General features: G+C 66.9%; 20 protein-coding genes and 1 tRNA gene. 11 read left to right on the top strand and 10 right to left on the bottom strand.

All coding sequences use genetic code 11. From position 1 onward, the window contains the following. The first annotated feature begins 61 nt into the window (after positions 1–61). Positions 62–901, top strand: a complete 840-nt coding sequence (locus tag MRAB57_RS05340; protein ID WP_077086636.1) for a glycoside hydrolase family 16 protein — start codon at positions 62–64, stop codon at positions 899–901. On the opposite strand, the gene MRAB57_RS05335 is transcribed toward MRAB57_RS05340, so the two are convergent. Then, positions 902–2,419, bottom strand: a complete 1,518-nt coding sequence (locus MRAB57_RS05335; protein ID WP_077086634.1) for a glycosyltransferase family 39 protein — start codon at positions 2,417–2,419, stop codon at positions 902–904. Between the two features lie 45 nt (positions 2,420–2,464). Next, a complete protein-coding gene (locus MRAB57_RS05330; protein WP_245835841.1) occupies positions 2,465–2,677 on the bottom strand; it encodes a hypothetical protein in 213 nt (70 codons plus the stop codon). A gap of 186 nt (positions 2,678–2,863) precedes the next feature. Between MRAB57_RS05330 and MRAB57_RS05325 the strand changes: the two genes are divergently transcribed. Both MRAB57_RS05325 and MRAB57_RS05320 read left to right on the top strand, forming a co-directional pair. Then, positions 2,864–3,169 (top strand): hypothetical protein, encoded by a 306-nt coding sequence (locus MRAB57_RS05325; RefSeq protein WP_077086632.1) that lies wholly within the window; start codon positions 2,864–2,866, stop codon positions 3,167–3,169. A 60-nt stretch (positions 3,170–3,229) separates the two neighbouring features. After that, positions 3,230–3,922 carry a GAP family protein gene (locus MRAB57_RS05320; RefSeq protein WP_077086631.1) on the top strand — a complete coding sequence of 231 codons (693 nt, stop codon included), beginning with the start codon at positions 3,230–3,232 and terminating at the stop codon, positions 3,920–3,922. Positions 3,923–3,936: 14 nt separating this feature from the next. Here the strand turns inward: MRAB57_RS05320 and MRAB57_RS05315 are convergent, their stop codons facing one another. Beyond that, a complete protein-coding gene (locus tag MRAB57_RS05315; protein ID WP_077086629.1) occupies positions 3,937–4,716 on the bottom strand; it encodes a hypothetical protein in 780 nt (259 codons plus the stop codon). A gap of 44 nt (positions 4,717–4,760) precedes the next feature. Here MRAB57_RS05315 and MRAB57_RS05310 point away from each other — a divergent pair, with 44 nt between their 5' ends. Further along, positions 4,761–6,251 (top strand): bifunctional phosphatase PAP2/diacylglycerol kinase family protein, encoded by a 1,491-nt coding sequence (locus tag MRAB57_RS05310; protein WP_077086627.1) that lies wholly within the window; start codon positions 4,761–4,763, stop codon positions 6,249–6,251. On the opposite strand, the gene MRAB57_RS05305 is transcribed toward MRAB57_RS05310, so the two are convergent. Further along, complete coding sequence (locus MRAB57_RS05305; RefSeq protein ID WP_077086626.1) at positions 6,248–7,012, bottom strand: alpha/beta hydrolase family protein; 765 nt, start codon at positions 7,010–7,012, stop codon at positions 6,248–6,250. The two genes, MRAB57_RS05310 and MRAB57_RS05305, sit on opposite strands and share 4 nt — an antisense overlap. Before the next feature lie 261 nt (positions 7,013–7,273). Here MRAB57_RS05305 and MRAB57_RS05300 point away from each other — a divergent pair, with 261 nt between their 5' ends. Then, positions 7,274–7,846, top strand: a complete 573-nt coding sequence (locus MRAB57_RS05300) for a hypothetical protein (RefSeq protein ID WP_077086625.1) — start codon at positions 7,274–7,276, stop codon at positions 7,844–7,846. A gap of 196 nt (positions 7,847–8,042) precedes the next feature. Here the strand turns inward: MRAB57_RS05300 and MRAB57_RS05295 are convergent, their stop codons facing one another. Further along, on the bottom strand, positions 8,043–8,849 hold the full coding sequence (locus MRAB57_RS05295) for a L,D-transpeptidase (protein WP_077086624.1): 807 nt from the start codon (positions 8,847–8,849) through the stop codon (positions 8,043–8,045). A gap of 86 nt (positions 8,850–8,935) precedes the next feature. Between MRAB57_RS05295 and MRAB57_RS05290 the strand changes: the two genes are divergently transcribed. Together MRAB57_RS05290 and MRAB57_RS05285 are read left to right on the top strand one after the other, a co-directional pair. Next, complete coding sequence (locus tag MRAB57_RS05290; protein ID WP_245835840.1) at positions 8,936–9,559, top strand: hypothetical protein; 624 nt, start codon at positions 8,936–8,938, stop codon at positions 9,557–9,559. 89 nt (positions 9,560–9,648) lie between these two features. Beyond that, entirely contained in the window at positions 9,649–9,882 is a 234-nt protein-coding gene (locus MRAB57_RS05285) for a carboxymuconolactone decarboxylase family protein (RefSeq protein ID WP_216823729.1), read from the top strand. 33 nt (positions 9,883–9,915) lie between these two features. Here the strand turns inward: MRAB57_RS05285 and MRAB57_RS05280 are convergent, their stop codons facing one another. Further along, positions 9,916–11,016 (bottom strand): ferritin-like domain-containing protein, encoded by a 1,101-nt coding sequence (locus tag MRAB57_RS05280; protein ID WP_077086623.1) that lies wholly within the window; start codon positions 11,014–11,016, stop codon positions 9,916–9,918. 152 nt (positions 11,017–11,168) lie between these two features. Then, on the bottom strand, positions 11,169–11,972 hold the full coding sequence (locus MRAB57_RS05275) for a mycofactocin-coupled SDR family oxidoreductase (RefSeq protein ID WP_077086622.1): 804 nt from the start codon (positions 11,970–11,972) through the stop codon (positions 11,169–11,171). A gap of 255 nt (positions 11,973–12,227) precedes the next feature. Between MRAB57_RS05275 and MRAB57_RS05270 the strand changes: the two genes are divergently transcribed. After that, the gene (locus tag MRAB57_RS05270) at positions 12,228–13,040 is read left to right on the top strand and encodes a carotenoid biosynthesis protein (protein ID WP_077090402.1); all 813 of its coding nucleotides are present in this window, start codon (positions 12,228–12,230) and stop codon (positions 13,038–13,040) included. 229 nt (positions 13,041–13,269) lie between these two features. Here the strand turns inward: MRAB57_RS05270 and MRAB57_RS05265 are convergent, their stop codons facing one another. The 3 genes from MRAB57_RS05265 to MRAB57_RS05255 form a co-directional block, all read right to left on the bottom strand. Further along, the gene (locus MRAB57_RS05265; RefSeq protein ID WP_245835838.1) at positions 13,270–14,532 is read right to left on the bottom strand and encodes a CaiB/BaiF CoA transferase family protein; all 1,263 of its coding nucleotides are present in this window, start codon (positions 14,530–14,532) and stop codon (positions 13,270–13,272) included. Between the two features lie 64 nt (positions 14,533–14,596). Next, complete coding sequence (locus MRAB57_RS05260) at positions 14,597–14,833, bottom strand: hypothetical protein (protein WP_077086621.1); 237 nt, start codon at positions 14,831–14,833, stop codon at positions 14,597–14,599. 153 nt (positions 14,834–14,986) lie between these two features. Continuing rightward, positions 14,987–15,060, bottom strand: a tRNA-Gly gene (locus MRAB57_RS05255). A 147-nt stretch (positions 15,061–15,207) separates the two neighbouring features. On the opposite strand from MRAB57_RS05255, the gene MRAB57_RS05250 reads away from it, so the two are divergent. The 3 genes from MRAB57_RS05250 to MRAB57_RS28740 all read left to right on the top strand — a co-directional run bounded on the left by MRAB57_RS05250 (position 15,208) and on the right by MRAB57_RS28740 (position 18,524). Next, positions 15,208–15,855 carry a VldE C-terminal domain-containing protein gene (locus MRAB57_RS05250; protein ID WP_077086620.1) on the top strand — a complete coding sequence of 216 codons (648 nt, stop codon included), beginning with the start codon at positions 15,208–15,210 and terminating at the stop codon, positions 15,853–15,855. A gap of 41 nt (positions 15,856–15,896) precedes the next feature. Continuing rightward, positions 15,897–16,469, top strand: coding sequence for a dCTP deaminase (gene dcd / locus MRAB57_RS05245; RefSeq protein ID WP_077086619.1), 573 nt, complete (start codon positions 15,897–15,899; stop codon positions 16,467–16,469). Positions 16,470–16,601: 132 nt separating this feature from the next. Next, a complete protein-coding gene (locus tag MRAB57_RS28740) occupies positions 16,602–18,524 on the top strand; it encodes a DUF7159 family protein (RefSeq protein ID WP_245836064.1) in 1,923 nt (640 codons plus the stop codon). Positions 18,525–18,759 lie beyond the last annotated feature (235 nt).

The raw sequence follows: 18,759 nt of genomic DNA, 5'->3' as shown, positions 1-18,759 counted from the left end.
TTATAAAGGGGGATCGCAACCGGTTGACATCCCCGACCGATTGATTGGTGGGTATTTGCAGATGGACCGTCGGAGCATGTTGTTGACGACCGGGCTCGGCATGCTGGCGGCCGCCGCATCGATGCCCCTTCCGGAGGCCCTGGCGTCCCCGTCCGCACCGCAAGCGCCGCCGTCGGCCGGTGGCGGCGGGCCGTACATCTTCTCCGACGAGTTCGACGGGCCCGCGGGCTCGCCGCCCGACCCGGGCAAGTGGACGATCCAGACCTGGCAGGACGACGTCTATCCGCCGGTGGCGGGGATCTACCGCGACGACCGCCAGAACGTGTTCCAGGACGGCCACTCCAACCTCGTCCTGTGTGCCACCCACGATTTCCTGAGCAACACCTATTACACCGGGAAGCTGCGCGGCAATTTCCGCAGCATGATCAACCAGACCTGGGAAGCCCGGATCAAGCTCGACTGCCTGTTCCCGGGCCTGTGGCCGTCGTTCTGGGGCGTCAACGAGGACCCGCTGCCCGACGGTGAGGTCGACATCTTCGAGTGGTACGGCAACGGCCAATGGGCCCCGGGCACCACGGTCCACGCCGCGTCCAATGGCAAGACCTGGGAGGGCAAGTCGATCCCCGGGTTGGTCGACGGGGGCTGGCACACCTGGCGAATGCATTGGGGCGAAGAGGGATTCGAGTTCTCGCGGGACGGCGCCGAGTACTTCAAGGTGCCCAACAAGCCCATTCACGTCGCCGGTGGCGCCCCAGATGATTTCCGGTGGCCGTTCAACCTTCCCGGCTACTGGATGACCCCGATGTTCACCCTCGCCGTCGGCGGGGTGGGCGCCGGCGATCCGGCCGCGGGCGGCGTCTTCCCGTCGTCCATGCTGGTCGACTACATCCGCATCTGGTGACTAGCGCTGCGCTTTGAGCACCTGAACCAGGTTGAACTGCCAGCGCTCGACCAGGCGGAAGCCCAGGTCGTGCGGGACCGCGAACGACGGGGTCACCCCGTAGACCGGGCCGGGCGGCAGCGCCACACCCCGCTCGTGGGCGGGCATCGACTCGTCGGCCTGGGTGATGATCCACACGACGCCGCAGTGGCTCAGCGGAGCGGCGATCACCTCTGGGATGAGGTTGGTGTCGAAGACCTCGTTGCGATCGGTCGCCCGCTGCCACAGCGTGAGATCGTTCAGCTTGCGATAGGCGTCCGGGCGTGCCGCCAGCAGCGGGCGCATCGGGGCCGGCATGAACGTCACCGTGTCGTTGACCAGTAGGCAGTCGCCGGGCGCTGCCTGCGCGGTGATCAGGTCAGCCACCTGACTGTAGTCCATCCCGTATTTGGCATACGGATTACGTTGGGCGTGAAGATAATTCGGCGCGGCGGCCACGGTGAACAGCCCCACGACCGCGGCGGCCACCCAGGGCCTGGCGGCCACCGCGCCGACGCAGACGCCCAGGATCAGGGCCATCGCCGGCGCGGTGAAGGACAAGTACCGCGGCGTGTAAATCGGGTGGGCGGCGCCGGCCGACCAGGCCACGATCAGCGCGGTGGGTATCACTAGCCAGGCGACCGCCAGCGTCAGAAGCTGTCGATCTCCCGCGTCGGGCTTACCGGATGCGCGCAGCCACAAGGCAATTGCGGTGAGGATCAGGATCAGCGAGGCAATCGCGAACGGCGGGCTTCGTTCGAAGTATTGCTGCACCACCACGTCTTCGAACGTTCGGTACCCGATCGGCGCGATCCATTTGATCTGCGGGGCCTGCCCGACCACCTGGATCGCGAACGGCGCCAGCACGCCGACCGTCAGGACCGAAGCGACGGCGAACGGGACCACGACCGTCCGGCTGCGGCGGAACGCGAAGATGAAGACGACGTGCGCCAGCAACACCAGCGAGAGATAGATGTCCAGCAGCATCGACATCGCCAGGGCCAGCGCGTAACACCCCCAGAGCCAACGGCTTTCGCGGCGCGCGGCGACAACCAGCAGCACCGTCAGCCACACCGCTGCCGCCATCGACAGGGCGTACGGGCGCGCTTCGATGCCCGCCCACGTCGACCGCGGCAATATCGCGCACATGGCTCCGGCGGCCACCGCGACCGTGCGGGAGGACAACTGCCGGCCCAGCACGACGACGCCGGCCGCGGCGGCGCCCACCGCCAGCCCGCTGGGCGCGCGAGACCAGAACTCGGTGGGTTCGAAGAGCTGGAACCAGCCGTGCATCAGCAGGTAGTACAGGCCGTGCACGGCGTCGACGGTGCTCAGCATGTGCCACAACTGAGCCAGCGAACGGCTGTAGGACGCCGAGATGGTCGCGGCCTCGTCGTACCAGAACGAAGGACGGGCGGCGCCGGCCAAACTTATTGCGGCGGCGAGCACTCCGACGATCAGCGGGTCGCCTACGGCTGTCCGCCTGGTCTCGCTGAACACGCCGCTATGTTGCCAGAGGCGGCCGGACGCCTTTCGTTGTGTCGCTTAGGGGCTCAGCCAGACGTGCCAGAAGCCGTCGTTGCCGAACCGGCAGTCGAAGTGGTGGTACAGGTGATCGTTGTAAGTCAGCTCGACGTGCGGACCGTCTGCCAGGCAACCGGCCTCGCTCGAGTAGTTGCCGTCGACCTCGACATCGGCGTTTGCCACGCCCATCCCAGCGGTCATCAGGCCGCCCAACGCCACCAGACCGGCAGCCATCAACCTCATCATGCGAATTTCCCCTCGTAGACGTCCATTGCGCGGCCCGGATGCGCGGCCCAACTATAACGAGCACGCAGGGCGTCCGCGCGCTGAATCAACGGACTTCGCGAATCTCGGATTCGTTTGCCGGCCGGGATGCCCGATGGAGGTTTCGCTCCGGGCATTCGAACGTATGATCGATCAATGGGTTCGCTCGCCTCGATCGGGTACAACGGCCAGCCGGCCCGGGACCCGTTTCGGGTCGTCCGCCCGCCGGTCGCGGTGCTGGTCGATCTCACGATGCTGTTCCCACGCGAGCCGCACCGCTCGGGTCGCTATCAGCCCAACGGCCTGCAGCTGCACAAGGTGGTGGAGGGGCGGCTGAGCTGTTGGGGCATCTGCGAGCAGGGCGACTGGTGGGGGCTGGTGACCTACCCGGTCGCCTACGGGTCGCGGCGGCGAACCGTCACGCATTGGGTGCCGGCCTGGACGTTGCGCCGAAAGTACTAGACGATTTCCTCCAAACCCGTTCCGGCTGCGGCCACCTCCGGTGGCACGGCGGCGCCGACAATGAAAGGATTGCTGCCCGTGGCAGGAAGCTGGACCTCGGTGTTGGACACGCTGATTCCGCTCGCGCTCGTGATCGCCGTCTCGCCGCTGTCGCTCATCCCGGCCGTCCTCGTCCTGCACGCGCCGCGGCCACGGCCCGCCGGGCTGGCGTTCCTGGGCGGCTGGGTGTTCGGGCTGGTGGCACAGACGGTGCTCTTTGTGGCGGGGTCCGGCGCGCTCGGCGACATGCACAAGTCGTCGCCGCCCACTTGGGCGTCCTGGCTGCGCGTGGTGCTGGGGTCCGCGCTGATCCTGTTCGGCGTCTACCGGTGGTTCACCCGGCGCAGCCACACCGAGTCGCCGGCCTGGATGCGGTCCTTTTCCACCATGAATCCCAGGCGCGCGGCCATCACCGGACTGGTGCTCACGGTGATCCGGGTCGAGGTGCTGCTGATGTGCCTCGCGGCGGGCCTGGCGATTGGGACCAACCACCTCGACCGTCCCGACAAGCTGGTGGCCGGGGTGTTCTTCGTCGCCCTCGCCGCGTCGACGGTCGCTGTCCCCATCCTGGCCTACGTGGCCGCGGGTCATCGCCTCGACGACTTCCTGGAAAAGCTCAAGGACTGGATGGAGAAGAACAACGCCGCGCTGATGGCCGCCATCCTGCTCCTGATCGGTTTGATGGTGCTGCACAACGGGATTCGCGCCCTGTAGCGCGCGTCCTAGAGTTACCGGTAGCCGCCGTCGGCCAGGCCGGCCTCCTCCTCTAGCCGGTTGGTCTGGCGAAGGCCCTTGTCGCGGAACACTTCCCAGAGGTAGGCCGCGATCATGCGGCCGTGGCTCTTCGCGGCCCACTGCTGGGAGTGCAGCTCTTCGTGATGCAGCACCCGGTCCAGCGCAAGGCCGCTCTCGAAGGGCCTGCCCTTGCGGTCGGTGTACCAGGAGTGCCCCGACTGCACGATCTGGCGCAGCCTATTGGCGGGGGCGCCGGCGTCGTCGACGTTGACCATGAAGATGTCGCCCCAGGCGGTGCCGCCCTGCCTGCTGAACAGGCGCTGGATCCGGTTGCCGCCCAAGCCCATCAGCATGCCGTTCGGGGTGGTGACCAAGCGCCCGTCGTTGCGGTGGACGAACGCGACGTCCTGGTCGTAGCTCCAGGCGTTGGCGCGCTGCCGGTCGCTGATGCGCTGCATCTCGTCGGCGCCGTACGGTGTCTCGGCGAAGTCCGCGGGCCGCTCGCCGGCGTCGCTGTAGCCGGTGCCCGCGTTGACGACGTAGGTCAGCAGCACGGCGTCGCGGGCGTCTTGGCCGGTGCTGCCCCGGGGCAGCAAGAAGAAAGACTTGCCGTCCGGGTCGTTGATCTCGGTCAGCGCCGCGAGGACGGCGAAGCTGCGCTCGGTGATGCCGTGCCGCCGCGCGATCTCGTCGACCACCGCCGACGGCACGCCCCGGCGTTCGGTGTTTTCCCGCCACCTCGCGTGGTAATCGGTAACCGGCGGCCTGGTCATAGTTCGTCAATTCTTATCAGCGGGCGACGGTTAGGGTGTAGCGAATGAGCAGGCGGCCTTGGCAACGCGCGCGCGGCATCAAGCAGATCACCAAGGGTCTTGGCACCCTGGACCGGGAGTTGTTCACGGCGATCGCCGAGAGCCCCACCCCGCTGCTGGACACTGTGATGCCGCCGCTCACCCGCGCGGCCGACCATTCCAAGCTGTGGCTGGCGATCGCGGCCGCGTTGCTCGCGTCGGGGAAGCCGGGCGTGCAGCGCGGCGCGGCCCGGGGCGTCGTGACGCTGGGGTTCACCAGCCTGCTGACCAATCAGGTGGCCAAGCGAATTCACCAGCGCCCGCGCCCGCTGTCCGATTCGGTGCCGGTGGTCAGGCGGGTCCGTCGCCGTCCCACGTCCAACTCGCTGCCGTCGGGGCACTCGGCCAGCGCGGCCGCGTTCGCCGTCGGGGTGGGATTGGAAAATCCGCCGCTGGGTTTCGGGCTGGCGCTGCTGGCCGGGCTGGTCGGCCTGTCGCGGGTCGCCACCGGGGCGCACTATCCCGGTGATGTCGTCGTGGGGCTGGGCATCGGCGCGGGGATCGCCGTCGCGGGCGGGCGACTGGTGCCCCCGATCGCCGAAACCGCGCTGCCCAGAACGGAACCGCTGCGGGTCGAGATGCCCGAGCGGCCGGACGGCTCCGGTGTGGTGCTGGTGATCAACCCGGAATCCGGCAGCGGCACGGGAAGCCGCGTCGTCGACGAGGTGCGCGCCGCGTTGCCCAAGGCCGAGATTCGCGAACTGGGTCCCGACGACGATCCGGCGGAGGTGTTGCGCGACGCCGCCGAACGCGCCGAGGTGCTCGCGGTCGGTGGCGGCGACGGCACGGTGTCGGCGGCCGCCGCCGTCGCCGTGGACGCGGGGCTGCCGCTGGCCGTCTTTCCCGCCGGGACGTTCAACCACTTCGCCAAGGACATCGGCTGCGGCACCGTGGCCAACACCGTGGACGCGGTCCGGCGTGGCAGCGTGGTGTGCGTCGATGTGGTGTGCCTCAACGAAACTCGGACGTTGCTCAATACCGCCAGCATCGGTGCGTATCCCGCGTTCGTGCGGCGGCGGGAGAAGCTGGAGAAGCGCATCGGCAAGCCGCTGGCAAGCTTCTACGCCATGCTGCGGACATTGCGCAGCGACCGGCCCGTGCGCATCTGCTACGACAACAAGACGCTGCTGACATCGCTGTTTTTCCTGGGCAATTCGGTGTACCTGCCGACGGGATTCGCCCCGTCCCGCCGCAGCCGGATGGACGACGGCCTGATGGACGTGCGCATCCTCGAGGCCGGTCGCCGGTTCGCCAGGACCCGGATCCTCACCGCCCTGGCGCTGGGGCGGTTGCAGCGCAGCCCGCTGTACCACGAGCTGCAGGTGCCCGAGTTCAGCTTCACCGCCGTGGACGGCCCGACGACCGTCGCCCGCGACGGCGAGGTCGACGAGGAATGCGAGCAGGCCAAATTCGTCGCGAAATACCGTGTACTGCCGGTCTTTTCGCCGACGACTTAGTTCGGCACCCCGAGGTACGCGTCGGCCCAGGCGCCGATGATCCGGCCGGCCCGGTGGGCTTGGCCGCGCGCGGTGAGCAGGTGATCGGAGCCCTCGAGCGAGACGAAGCTGCGCGGGTGACGGGCTTCGCGGAAGATCTCGCTCGCATTGTCGATGCCGACGGTGTTGTCGGTCGGCGAGTGCAGGATCAGCAACGGCAGCCGCAAGGCTTTGATCTTGTCGTGCAGCTCGGCCGCGCGGACGTCCTCGACGAATGCGCGCTTGAGGGTCAGCTTGCGCCCACCGACCAGCCACTCGACGCTGCCCTCGGCCAAGCAGCGCTCGACCACTGCGTCGTAATGCTTTTCGACGTGGCTGGGGTCAAACGGTGCCGCGACGGTGACGACCGCGCGCACGCCCGGCGCCCGCATCGCCGCGGCGATCACCGCGGCACCACCCCACGAGTGCCCGACCAGAAGATCGGCCGGCGTACCGCGGTTGGCCATGAACTCGCACGCCTGGGCGATGTCGTCGACCTTGACGGTGAACGATCCGTCACCCCAGTTCCCGTCTGATCCGCCGAGTCCCAGCGCGTCGAAGCGCAGCATCCCGATACCGTCGGACGCCAGCTGCTTGCAGATCCGGGCCGCGGCCGGACAGTCCTTGCCCAGAGTGAAGCCGTGCGCGAACACCCCCCACCCGCGCGCTGCGGTTTCCGGGATCTCGATGACCCCGGCCAGATTCGCGCCCGTCGAGCTTTGGAACGTGACACGTTCGCCCATAGGGAGATCTAACTACGCGGCCACAGTGGGTGCGCCGGTGGCCGAATCGCAACGCTGTAGTTATAGAGACGTTATCTCGCAATGCATCCCGCGGTATCGCGAAGTTGAACGTCACCGTTTGGAAACGGTTGCAAACGGCGCGGTGCGGCGCGGCGTGTCTTGCACGTCGGCTGCTCACAATTGAGCCGGTCGTCTAACCATGACCTCGGTACGGCTCTGCGGTGTCGATTGAAGAAAATATCTGAGCGCGAGTAAAAGGAGTTGACGTTGATGGCGATCTTCGATCGGTTCAACATCAAAGTGGTGGCCAGCGCTGGGTTGTTCGGAGCCGCGATCGCGATGTGCCCGGACGCGGCGGCCACGCCGCTGAAAACAGGGGGCGCGTGCATTCAGGGGCAGGCGGGTGACATTGCTCCGTTGCCTGCCGCCGGTGGGGTGGCCGGGGCCGGGGCCGGGGCGCCTGCGGCCGCGGGCGCGTGTGGCGCGGCCGGCACGCCCGCCATGTCCGTCATCGGGGCCGCGGGCGCGTGTGGCGCGGCCCCGATGACGGACATGGCGGGCGTGCCGATGGCATTTCCCGGGCCGGTGCCCGTGGTGCCCTTAGCCCCCCCGATACCGCTGGTTCCCCCGGTACCGGTGGTGCCTGCCGGCGTGCCGGTGGGCGCTCCGCTGCCGATTGGCGCGCCGCTGGTGGCCATGGGCGGCGACGCGCCAGGCGCACCGCTGATCGACATGTCCGGTGTCAAGGACGCGCCGATGGGTCCGGCGCCGACGGGTGGTCCGATTGCGGGACAACCGATTCAGCCCGGCCCCGCGGCTCGCCCGCCCAGTTAAGACCGAATCCCCCTTTCGGGGAAACGGGCCCGCTGGTTCACGCCAGCGGGCCCGTTTTCGTGTGGGGTCTTTGCGGGTGAGGGCACGGCGTGTGCACGACGGGCTTGGTGTGTGCACGACGTGCTTGCACGACGCTTGCGCGACAGAAAGACGGGACTCTAGGCGCGGGCTACCGCGAAATCGGCTGTCGCCGTTGTTATTCCTCGACGATGACCGGGTCGCCGACGTTGACCGTGTTGTAGTACCACTCGGCGTCCTGCGGGCTTAGGCTGATGCAGCCATGGCTGACGTTCTCCAGCCCGAGCGCATTGACGGCCCACGGGGCCGAATGCACGAAGAGGCCGCGGCGGGTGATGCGTACGGCGTAGTCCACCGAGAGCAGGTACCCGTTGGGATCGTCGACGGGAATGCCGACGCTGCTCGAATCCATAAGCACCGTGCGGTCTTTGGACAGGACGGTGTAGTTGCCCACCGGGGTCTCGTATTCGGGCCTACCCATGGAGGCCGGCAGCACACCCGGTTCCCCGAAGTGGGGTCGGTGGTGCGGCACCGGCAGCTGGGGCGGCGGGCCGGCCTCGACTCCGTCGATGCTCACCCGGAAGGTGTGCTCCGAGAGGCTCGCGACACCGATGACCTTGGGGCCCGTCTTGAATTCCTCGGACCGGCCGTCCACCGACAGCGCCACCGTGCTGTGCGCCGGCCAGTAATGGTCGGGAACCCACTGCACGTTCTTGTTGTCGAGCCATTCGAACTTGCCGGTCATCGCGGGCGTCGACTTGACGTTGATCGCACGCTCGGCCGCGTGCCGGTTGGCGACCGGCTTGTTGAAGGTCACCGCGACGGGGTGCGCGACGCCCACGACCTCGCCCTGCGTGGGCAGGACGGACGCGACCGACAGGTCATATGACTTGTCCGCCGCCGCCAGCTGAACGTCGGGTGCCTCCGCAATCGCACTGCCGGCAATCCCGAATACCGCGACAGCACACCAAACAACCGGCCGCATGATCCAATTCCTTTAACTGACAACGTTGGAATAGTGATGATGGTAAATGTGCCCTGACCAGTGGAAGTGCAAGGGCGCGTTTGTAATTGATCAAGGATTCGTCACGATTTGGCAACGGCGAGGTTGGAGGAAAGTTGAGAACCCGACTGCTGACATTCGTCATCGCTCTCGGCCTGGCCCTTACGGGCTGCGGACACGATAAAACCGCTGGCCAGCAGCGTATCTGGGGCGCGTTCACCGAACGTAGCTTCCAGACCGTCGCGATGAAGCCCGGCATCAATGTTCGGGTGTTCAACGACGTCTCCCTGGATGCGCAGGACTACATCAAGTACGACAAGGCAACTGGATACCTCACGCTGGAGCCGGGCACCTATCGGTTCAACGGATGGTCGTTGACGTCCTTCGGCATCAACCTGACTCCCGAACAACGGGCGGCGACGTTCTCGGCCCCCGGCTACGCGTTTGTCTTCAACGCCGACGAGAAGAAGATGGAAATTCTGGGCTCTATTTCGGATCCGTTCTATTCGCTGACGAGCGTGCTTGACGGGGTGATCAAGGTTGCGAAGACGACGCGGTACTACCTAGGCCATCAGAACGGCGACAAGGTCACCGGCGTCATCATTGAGTTCTTCGACCCCAAGATCACGATGCCTGACGGGCAACCCTCGACCAACCACGCGTTCGCGCAGCTCGTCGTCGAGCGGCTATAGGCGCACCCGGTAGACGTCTCGACTCCGGAGAGATCGCAGCGCTGGTGCGCGGCGGTTCGGATGACGAACGGTGGAGGGAAGGGGACCGAGTGCTCATCCGGCTTTGCGACACCTTGCACGAATCCTGCACCGTCGACGACGACTTGTGGGAAAGCCTCACCAGGTACCACTCGGATGAGGCGATCATCGAATTACTCATGCTCGCCGGTTACTACCGGATGGTGAGCTATCTGGTCAACGGGCTTCGGCTACCTCTCGAGCCGGGCGCGCCGCGATTCACCGACTTCAACGACGGTCGCCCCGCGAAATCGGTTGCGACGTAGAAGTTTCGGCCGGCAACCCGCCGACCGGGCAGATTAGCTCGCGCCCGCCGCGATCACCTGGTCGACCTCGAGGGCCCGTTCGGCCATCTCGGCATGTGCCTTGTCCAGTTCCTCGGCCTGATCTTCGTCGGCCTTCATCATCGACTCGATGTCGAAGCCGCCCATGTCGTGAACGCCCATGTCGCGGAAGGCCGTCTGCACCTTGTCGCCCCACAATCCAATGTCCTTGACGATCGGCACAATTCGACTGAAGAGGTGCGAGCGAAACTGGATCATCAGCGGCGACGTGTTGACCCATTCCGAGCAGGCTTCGACGTCCATGTCGAGGGTTTCGAAAACCTCCTCGCCGCGGAACCGGTCGCGCATCAGGTAGCACGCGTCCACGACGAACTCTTCACGCTCGCCGCGTTCGGCCTCGGTCAGCTGAGAGTAGTAGTCCTTCAACGAGATTCGGCCGAAGGCCACGTGCCGGGCCTCGTCCTGCATGACGTAGGCCAGTACCTGCTTGGCCAGCGAGCCCGGTGCCGCCATGTCGCGCAGCACCCCGAACGCCGCCAGTGCCAGGCCTTCGATGAGGACCTGCATACCGAGATAGGGCATGTCCCAACGGGAATCGTGCAGGGTGTCTTCCAGAAGCGAGGTCAGGTGCTTGTTGATCGGGTAGACCAGACCGACCTTCTCCTGCAGGAACCGCGAGAAGGCCTCGACGTGCCGGGCCTCGTCCATGGTCTGAGTGGCCGCGTAAAACTTCGCGTCCAGGTCCGGAACGACTTCGACGATCTTGGCCGCGCACACCATCGCCCCCTGCTCGCCGTGCAGGAACTGCGAGAACTGCCAGCCCTGGAAGTGCTGGCGCATCTGGGCGCGATGGGCCTCGTCCGCGGAGTCCCACATCGGGCTGCCGAACAGCGGATGGAACTCGTCGGGCAGCCCGATCGGATTCATCGGATCGACGTCTTGCGTCCAGTCGACCCGCAGCTGGGCATCCCACTGCTTGTCCTTGCCCTTTTGGTACAGGGAGAGGAGCCGCGCGCGTCCCTCGTCGTACTCCCAGGTGAAGCGTGCGTCGCCGGCGCTGGGGACCTCCCACGAGAAGGGCGCGGGCACATCCGTGTATTTGTCTCTCGTGGTCATGAGCTGCGCCTTTCCCCAGGTGACCAGTGGTCATGTGATGGCTATCACAATGCGCCGCATTCGACTGCGACGTCAACCCCTGTCCTATTGGTAACGAAAAAAGCGTGGCAGCGTTGACACCGCACGACACGCGTAGCCGGCTACCTCACGTATCAGTGGATGCGGGCGCTGCCGCCGAGGCCGATCTCCAGCACGCTTCCGGTGACGACCCCGGGGTCGGTGACCAGGTAAAGCACGCCGCGGCTGACGTCTTCGGGTTGCAGCCAGGGCTGCGGTATCGGGTTGGCCCTCGTCATCCGGCGCACCAACTCGTCGGGGACGTCATCGCTGCCGGTGGGTTGCACCATCGGCGTCTGCGTGGTGGTCGGGCAGACGACGTTGATCGTGATGCCCTCCTTGGCGACCTCGAGGGCGGCGGACTTCGCGAGGCCGATGACACCCCACTTGGTGGCGTTGTACGCGGCCAGCTCGGGGATGCCCATCCGGCCACCCATCGAGGAGGTGACGACGATCCTGCCGAACCGCTGCTGCCGCATCACCGGTATCGCGGCCCGCAGCGTGTGAAACGCGCCGGTCAGGTTGGTGTCGATCAGCTGCTGCCACACCACGTCGCTGACGTCTTCCAGCAACCCGGTGCTGACGATTCCGGCGTTGGCCACGACGATGTCGAGGCTGCCCAGGTCGGCGACCGTCTGCTTGACCGCGGCGTCGACCGCGGCCGCATCGCGCACGTCCAGGGTGAGCGGCACGCAACGCCCGCCCAGCGCCTCGACCAGCTTCGCGGTTTCCCGCAGGTCGTCCTCATTGCCTAAGGGGTAGGTCAGGTCTTTCATCGCGTCGGGGGCGTCGGCGGCCACGATGTCGGCCCCTTCGGCCGCCAGCGCCAGCGCGTGTGCGCGACCCTGCCCTCGAGCCCCGCCGGTAATCAAGGCCACGCGTCCGTCCAAAGCACCCATGGCGGTAAAGCTACCAGCGACTTACGCGCTCGCCGTGGGTCTGGGGTCATCAAACCGATTGGTGTGGACGATGTTTCAGCGCTGCAGGTGGCGGCGTCAGGCTTGGCCGCAAGCGCGCGGCGACACCACGCTGTTGGCTGTCGACCGCGACGCGTTTCACCGCACCCAGCAAACTGGCCAGCCGATATGCTGACCGGGACGGGGGCCTGGCAGTCGGAGGCGCGCATGAAAGTTCTCACGCCGTTGTGTTGGGTTTTGCTCGTCCTCACGGTGCTCGCCGCGGCGGTCATGGCGGTGCGTCCGTCGCTGGCTGCTCAAGCCGGGGGCGCCCAAATGGGATTTCTCATCCTGTTCGTCGTCGTCCATGCGTGGCTGGGTTACTCCGCTCGAGGCATGGCCGCGTTCGTGGTCATCGCCGCCGTCGTCGCTTTCGCATTGGAGGCAATCGGCGTCGCCACCGGGTTCCCATTCGGTTCCTACGTCCATCACCTGCCGGGTCCGAAACCCCTGGGCGTCCCCCCGGTGGCCGTCGCCAGCTGGATTATGTTCGGCTGGCTGGCCTGGGCGCTGGCGCGGGTGATCATGCGACCCGCTCCCGGTGTGGCTGTCGGTGGCGCCGAACGCTTTACGACGCCCATCGTGGCGACATTCATCCTCGGGGGTTATGACCTCGTGAACGACCCCATCGGGGCGACGGCGCACGACTGGTACTCCTATGACCATCCGACCGGAGCGCTGGGAGTTCCGCTGACGAACTTCCTCGGCTGGCTTCTCACGGGCTGGTTGATTTTCCAGCTCGTCGCGCTCGTAGAGACGCGATTCCCCGCGCGACCGGTCACTCAGAGCCGCGGCTACTGGCTGCTACCGTGCCTGTTCTGGCTTTCCACCGCCACCCAGGTCTTCACCAGCCTGATCCATCCGGCCGAGGGCGTCGCGGTCCGCGGCGGCAAAACCATCCAGATCGCCGACGTGTACGAATCAGGCGCCTCGGCGGCGTTATTCACCATTCTTCTCACTGGGATCATGGCGCTGGTCCGCCTCTACAGTCGTCAGCCGTCGCCTCGCTGATTTCCGTTGCATCGACTGTCCGACACCATTATTTCGTTGTGCGACAGATACTTTCGCAATATGTGGCAGATGGACGACTCACAGTGGTTCAGCGGCGACGCCAACAAAGGGGACCAGGCTCAACTCGCCACGGCGAGCGTAGCGCAGCAACCAGCCGCTACGCCGGTGGATTGCCTCGCTTTGTACGCCATAGCGAGGCGGATGCGTCCAAAGCAAACCGCCCTCTCGATCAGATGATCGCCTGCTCCTGCAAGCCCGCGATCCGCGCCGCGTCATAGCCCAGTTCGCCCAGTATCTCTGCGGTGTGCTCGCCGATCAGCGGCGGTGGGCGGCGGATCGTCGCAGGCGTCGCGCCCATGCCCGCCAGCGGGCTGCCGATCAGGTCGACCGATCCGGCGGCGGCCCACACATGCGGCGTCGTCGCGCGCAGGCCCCGGTGCTGTACCTGCGGATCGTCCCAGACCTCCGCCAGATCGTTATAGCGCGCGGCCGGGATCCCCACGCTATCGAACTTCGCCTGAAGCTCCTCCGTCGTGAACTGCCGGCTCCACACGTTGATGATGTCGATCAACTCCGCGCGATTGGTCTTGGCCCGCTTGGCGTTGGTGTCGAAGCGCGGGTCGGCGTAGAGCTCGGGCTCGCCCATCAACTCCGACATGCGCCGCCAGTGGGCGTCGCTGCCGGCCGTTATATACGTCATGCCGTCGCGCGCATGGATGAGGTCAGCGGGGCCGCCGCCGTTGCCACCATTGCCCAAACGCTCCGCCTGGACGCCGTTGATGAGATAGTCCTGCATGATGTGGCAGATCATCGCCACGGAACTGTCGAGCAGCGCCATGTCGATATGCTGGCCCTCGCCCGTGCTGTTGCGATGGTTCAGCGCGGCGAGGATCGCGATGGCGCTGTTGTGGCCGGTCACGAAATCGACCAGGCTGGGACCGGCCTTCACCGGCCCCGCGCCGGGCTGGCCTTCGGGGATGCCGGTCACGGCCATCATGCCGCCGCTCGCCTGGAACAACCCGTCGTAGCCCGCGCGCGCCGCCATCGGCCCGGTCTGGCCAAAGCCGGTGATCGAGCAGTAGATGAGGCGGGGATTGATCGCCTTCAGGCTCTCGTAATCCAGCCCGAACCGCTTGAGGTCGCCGACCTTGTAATTCTCGATCAGGACGTCCGCGGTCTTGACCAGGGCGCGCAGGATGTCCTGCCCCTCCGGCTTGGAGTGGTTGACCGTGATCGACCGCTTGTTGCGGTTCGACGCGGTGAAGAAGCCGGACTGGCGAAGGTCCTTGCCATCCTTGCCCTCGACCGAGGCAAGACCGTAACCGCGCCCTTCGTCACCGCTGCCCGGCCGCTCCACCTTGATCACGTCAGCGCCGAGGTCGCCCAGTATCTGCGCGCTCATCGGGCCGGCGAATACGCGGGTCATGTCGATGACCCGGATACCCTTCAGGGCAAGCTGTGTCGTGCTCATGATCTCCTGCTGCTCATCCATTTCAAGTCGTGCTGCGCGCAATCATAGGTTCGCATCGAAGCGCCTGACGCTTTGCGCACCCCATCTATCGGTCGCGCACGTTGATCCGGCCCGACCGGATGTCGGCGATGAGGCGCGGATAATCCCGGTCCGGGCGCGCGCCGCCATTGAGCATGGAAACGATCTCGCGTCCTCGCCGCACCGCGTCGAGGGTGAACGATCGGTGGCCTTGTCTCGATCCGTGACGCGGGTTAGCTCGCGCCCCCGCGATCGCCTGGTCCGCGCCGACTTCCGCCGAGTAGAAAGAACCCTCGTGCTGCACTGGTGGCGATAGCCAGCATGGCACTACTCACCCGCGACTCAGCAAACCGTTTCGAGGACGGGGTGTCGCCAGGCCACGGTCAAGCGACGGTTAAGAGAGCCTCATAACGGCGGATTTTCAGTCGGCTGACATGCCCACTGAAGAGGGGTTTCATGGAGCCGATGACGGGAATCGAACCCGCGTATTCAGCTTGGGAAGCTGATGTTCTGCCATTGAACTACATCGGCATTGCCGCCAAGGAAGGCTAGCACCCGGCGACAGACGCCGTGGTCAGGTCCGTGGGCAGCGTATCCGGCTGCCGAACGGAGTTATTCCTTTCACAAATTCGCATTTCTATATTTATTATTTCGTTATTGCACCGTAATGTGCTTTCCGTGGGTCGCCACAGATTAGCCAGCAAGCACCGGAAGTCGCCGGTAGTGCTGGCTGCGCTGCTGCTCACGGCCGACGTCCTGTTCGCGGCGGGCGGCGATTTCCATCCATTCGCCAACGCCGAGGCGGCCAAACCCGTAATTGGTGTTGACGAGCCGTCCTACCTGGAACTCGTCGCGGCGGGGCCGAAGGTGGCCCACAACGCGGCCGAGACGGCATTCCCCGACGGCCAGCAGGCCGCATCGAGATACCACACGCGAGCGCGCTTCCTGCCTGTCGGCATCGCAAACGAACGGGGCTTACAGGTCCGCACGATCCTGGTGGAGCGCAGCATCAGCGCGAAGTTCCCGCAAATCCACGAAATCGGTGGTGTGCGACCGGATCCGCTGCCGTGGCACCCGCTCGGCCTCGCCGTCGACATGATGATTCCGGACCCCGGCAGTGCGCAGGGGATCGCCTTGGGCGACGCGATCGTCGCCTACGTCATGTCGAACGCGAAGCGGTTCGGAATCCAGGACGCGATCTGGCGCGGCGTCTACTACACGCCCGACGGCGCCAAGGCGAGCAGGCTCGGCCACTACGACCACGTCCACGTCACGACGACCGGCGGCGGATACCCCACCGGCCGGGAGACGTATCTCGCCGACTGAAGCCGCGGCGACGCGAACCAGGCAGCGGTTAGGCTCTTCGCGTGCTGCTCTCCGATCGTGACCTCAGGGCCGAAATCACCGCCGGGCGGTTGGGCATCGATCCCTTCGAGGACACCCTGGTGCAGCCGTCCAGCATCGACGTGCGCCTCGACTGCATGTTCCGGGTCTTCAACAACACCCGCTACACCCACATCGACCCCGCCAAGCAGCAGGACGAGCTGACCAGCTTGGTCGAACCCGCCTCGGGGGAGCCCTTTGTCCTGCACCCGGGCGAGTTCGTGCTCGGGTCGACGCTGGAGCTCATCTCGCTGCCCGACGACCTGGCGGGTCGCCTGGAAGGCAAGTCGTCACTGGGCCGCCTGGGCCTGCTGACGCACTCCACGGCCGGCTTCATCGATCCGGGCTTCAGCGGTCACATCACCCTGGAGCTGTCGAACGTCGCCAACCTGCCGATCACGCTGTGGCCTGGCATGAAGATCGGGCAGCTGTGCATCCTGCGCCTGACGAGCGCGGCCGAGCACCCCTACGGCAGCTCGAGCGTCGGCTCGAAGTACCAGGGCCAGCGCGGCCCGACGCCGTCGCGGTCGTACCAAAATTTCATAAGTTCTACATAAGTTGCGGAGCGTGCCCGCGGCGCCTGAATGCGCAATGATTAGTTAGTCGAAAGATTTCCTCCTCGGCCCGAGCTTCGCTCGGTCGCACCGCCTTTGGAGGGGTTGGTTTTGGATATCGTGCTCGGGGTGTCGATGGCACCGGCTTCGGTCCAGATGGTTCTGGTCGAAGGCGAAAACGCCGACGGCGCTTTGGTAGAAGAGGATGGGTTCGCGGTCACCGCGATCGATGACTCGGACCCGACGGCACTGCCGGATCAGGTGATCGCCGCGATCCTGGGTACCCGCGAAGGCGCGACCGAGGCGGGGTTCGAGTTGTCCTCCGTCGGGGTCACGTGGACCGATCAGGTCCAGGCGGCCGTCCTGCGGGACGCGCTGTCCGCCCACCGGCTCGAGAACGTCATGCTGGTCTCGGCGTTCCTGGCGGCGACGGCGTTGGCCCAATCGGTCGGTGGCGCAATGGGTTACGAGCGCACCGCGGTGTTGTTCGTGGAGCCCGACGCCGCGACGCTGGCGATCGTCGAGACCTCCGACGGCTCCATCGTCGACATCTATAAGGAAGCGATCGAAGCGGAGTCCTACGACGACGCGCTCGCGCAGCTCACCGGAATGGTCTACTGGCTCGAAGAGCAGGACTATCCCGCCGGCGGCGTGTTCGTAATCGGCTCGGGTGTCGACATCACCCCGATCAAGCCGGCGCTGGAATCGGCGACCTCATTGCGCGTGAACGTGGCCGAGGAGCCGGCGACGGCGCTGGCCCGTGGCGCGGCCCTGGCCTCGGCCAACGCACCGCTGTTCGCCTCGTCCACCGCAGCGCTGGCGTACGCGCAAGACCCCGGCACCGGCACGGTCGACCCGTACGTCGTGCCCGAATACGTCGTGAATCCCCTTGCGCCCCCTGATGAATCCGCCGACGAGCTCGCCTACAGCCTGGTTTCGGACGAGGACGCGGACGCCCCGACGGTCGTCATCGACACGTCCGAGGGATTCGGTCCCGAGGGCACCCAACGGCGCAGGCCCATCCTGCTGGTCGGCAGCGGGCTGGCGGTGGTTGCCATCAGCGCGGTGGTGGCGCTGGAGATCGCGCTCGCGATCGGCATCCGCACGACGGTGGCTCTGCAGCCCAGCCCGAACCAAAGTCTCATCGTCCCAACGCAACAGGCCCCGGCCGCCCCGCGGGTCGAGGCGTCGGCGCCCACGCCCAAGATCAGTCTGCCGGCCCCGGCGGCGGTGCCCAGGCCGCCGGTCCTCGCGGCGCTGCCCGCGCCGGCTCCCGTCGCGCCTCCGTTGCCCGCGGCGCCGGTGCCGGTGCCGGTGCCGATTGCGCCGATCCTGCCCGTCCCGGTGCCGGTCCATCTGCCCGTTCCCGCGCCGATGATCAGGCCCCCGGTGATCGAGTCCCCGCCGGTGCTTTCGCCCCCGCAGCGTGTGCTGACCGAGCCGCCGCCGGTGCGCATGCCGGAACCTCCGTCGCCGCCCGAAGGCACGGGGACGATTCCGCACTCGCCGCCGCACCAGGTTCCGCCGTCGCAGGGCTGGCCGCCCAATCCCGGTGAGGGTGCGGGGCACACACCGCCGCCCGGCACGGGAGTCGGCGGGTCCAATGGCGGTGCGCCGGGCCATTTCCCGGGTAACGGCCCCGGTGGCATTGCTGGCGAACCCGGTGGCCAGCCACCCCTCGGCGGCGGCCACGGCGGTGGTCCGCTCGGCGGCGGGCCCGCCGGTGGCGCCGTCGGCGGTGGCCATGGTGGTGGCCCGCTCGGTGGCGGTCCCTTCGGCGGTGGTGGGCCCGCGAGTCCGCCCCCGCTCGGCGGTGGTCATGGCGGTGGCCCCTTCGGTGGCGGCCCGCTCGGCGGGGGCCCGATCGGCGGCGGAGGACCGTTCGGTGGCGGTGGCCATGCGGGCGGCGGCCCGATCGGCGGCGGATTGGGCGGCTTCGGCGGCGGCCATGCCGGCGGCGGTCTCGGCGGCTTCGGCGGCGGCGGCCACGCGGGCGGCGGCTTTGGGGGTGGCGGCGGTCACAGCGGCGGCGGCTTCGGCGGCGGCGGGCACCACTAATCGCCTACCGGTGGCGCCACGCCACTGGGTGTTCTCCTCCAATTGGCCTTGTTTACCTGGTGTTTCCCGTCTTTGGTGCTGCGCGAGTAGGGTCGAATCATTGGGGAGGGTCACGGATCTACGGCCGAGTTCGCGCCGCCGTGGCAACAAAACACTGGGATGACCTGGTGGCGCGCTGTCCGCGTGATCGACGGACGTGATGGCGAATTGCAGGGGGTGTTGGCGAGGTGGAAGG

The organism is Mycobacterium rhizamassiliense (genome assembly GCF_900157375.1).
GTDB lineage: Bacteria > Actinomycetota > Actinomycetes > Mycobacteriales > Mycobacteriaceae > Mycobacterium > Mycobacterium rhizamassiliense.
The sequence above is the reverse complement of the archived record's forward strand: the minus strand, read 5'-3'. Positions and strand labels throughout refer to the sequence as shown.

Excerpts from the sequence above, each read along its gene's own strand:
- MRAB57_RS05320 (WP_077086631.1), top strand. The coding sequence starts at position 3,230 with ATGAAAGGATTGCTGCCCGTGGCAGGAAGCTGGACCTCGGTGTTGGAC.
- MRAB57_RS05305 (WP_077086626.1), bottom strand. The coding sequence starts at position 7,012 with ATGGGCGAACGTGTCACGTTCCAAAGCTCGACGGGCGCGAATCTGGCC.
- MRAB57_RS28740 (WP_245836064.1), top strand. The coding sequence starts at position 16,602 with ATGGCACCGGCTTCGGTCCAGATGGTTCTGGTCGAAGGCGAAAACGCC.
- MRAB57_RS05295 (WP_077086624.1), bottom strand. The coding sequence starts at position 8,849 with ATGCGGCCGGTTGTTTGGTGTGCTGTCGCGGTATTCGGGATTGCCGGC.
- MRAB57_RS05315 (WP_077086629.1), bottom strand. The coding sequence starts at position 4,716 with ATGACCAGGCCGCCGGTTACCGATTACCACGCGAGGTGGCGGGAAAAC.
- MRAB57_RS05265 (WP_245835838.1), bottom strand. The coding sequence starts at position 14,532 with ATGGATGAGCAGCAGGAGATCATGAGCACGACACAGCTTGCCCTGAAG.
- MRAB57_RS05325 (WP_077086632.1), top strand. The coding sequence starts at position 2,864 with ATGGGTTCGCTCGCCTCGATCGGGTACAACGGCCAGCCGGCCCGGGAC.
- MRAB57_RS05275 (WP_077086622.1), bottom strand. The coding sequence starts at position 11,972 with ATGGGTGCTTTGGACGGACGCGTGGCCTTGATTACCGGCGGGGCTCGA.
- MRAB57_RS05310 (WP_077086627.1), top strand. The coding sequence starts at position 4,761 with ATGAGCAGGCGGCCTTGGCAACGCGCGCGCGGCATCAAGCAGATCACC.
- MRAB57_RS05280 (WP_077086623.1), bottom strand. The coding sequence starts at position 11,016 with ATGACCACGAGAGACAAATACACGGATGTGCCCGCGCCCTTCTCGTGG.
- MRAB57_RS05340 (WP_077086636.1), top strand. The coding sequence starts at position 62 with ATGGACCGTCGGAGCATGTTGTTGACGACCGGGCTCGGCATGCTGGCG.
- MRAB57_RS05330 (WP_245835841.1), bottom strand. The coding sequence starts at position 2,677 with ATGGCTGCCGGTCTGGTGGCGTTGGGCGGCCTGATGACCGCTGGGATG.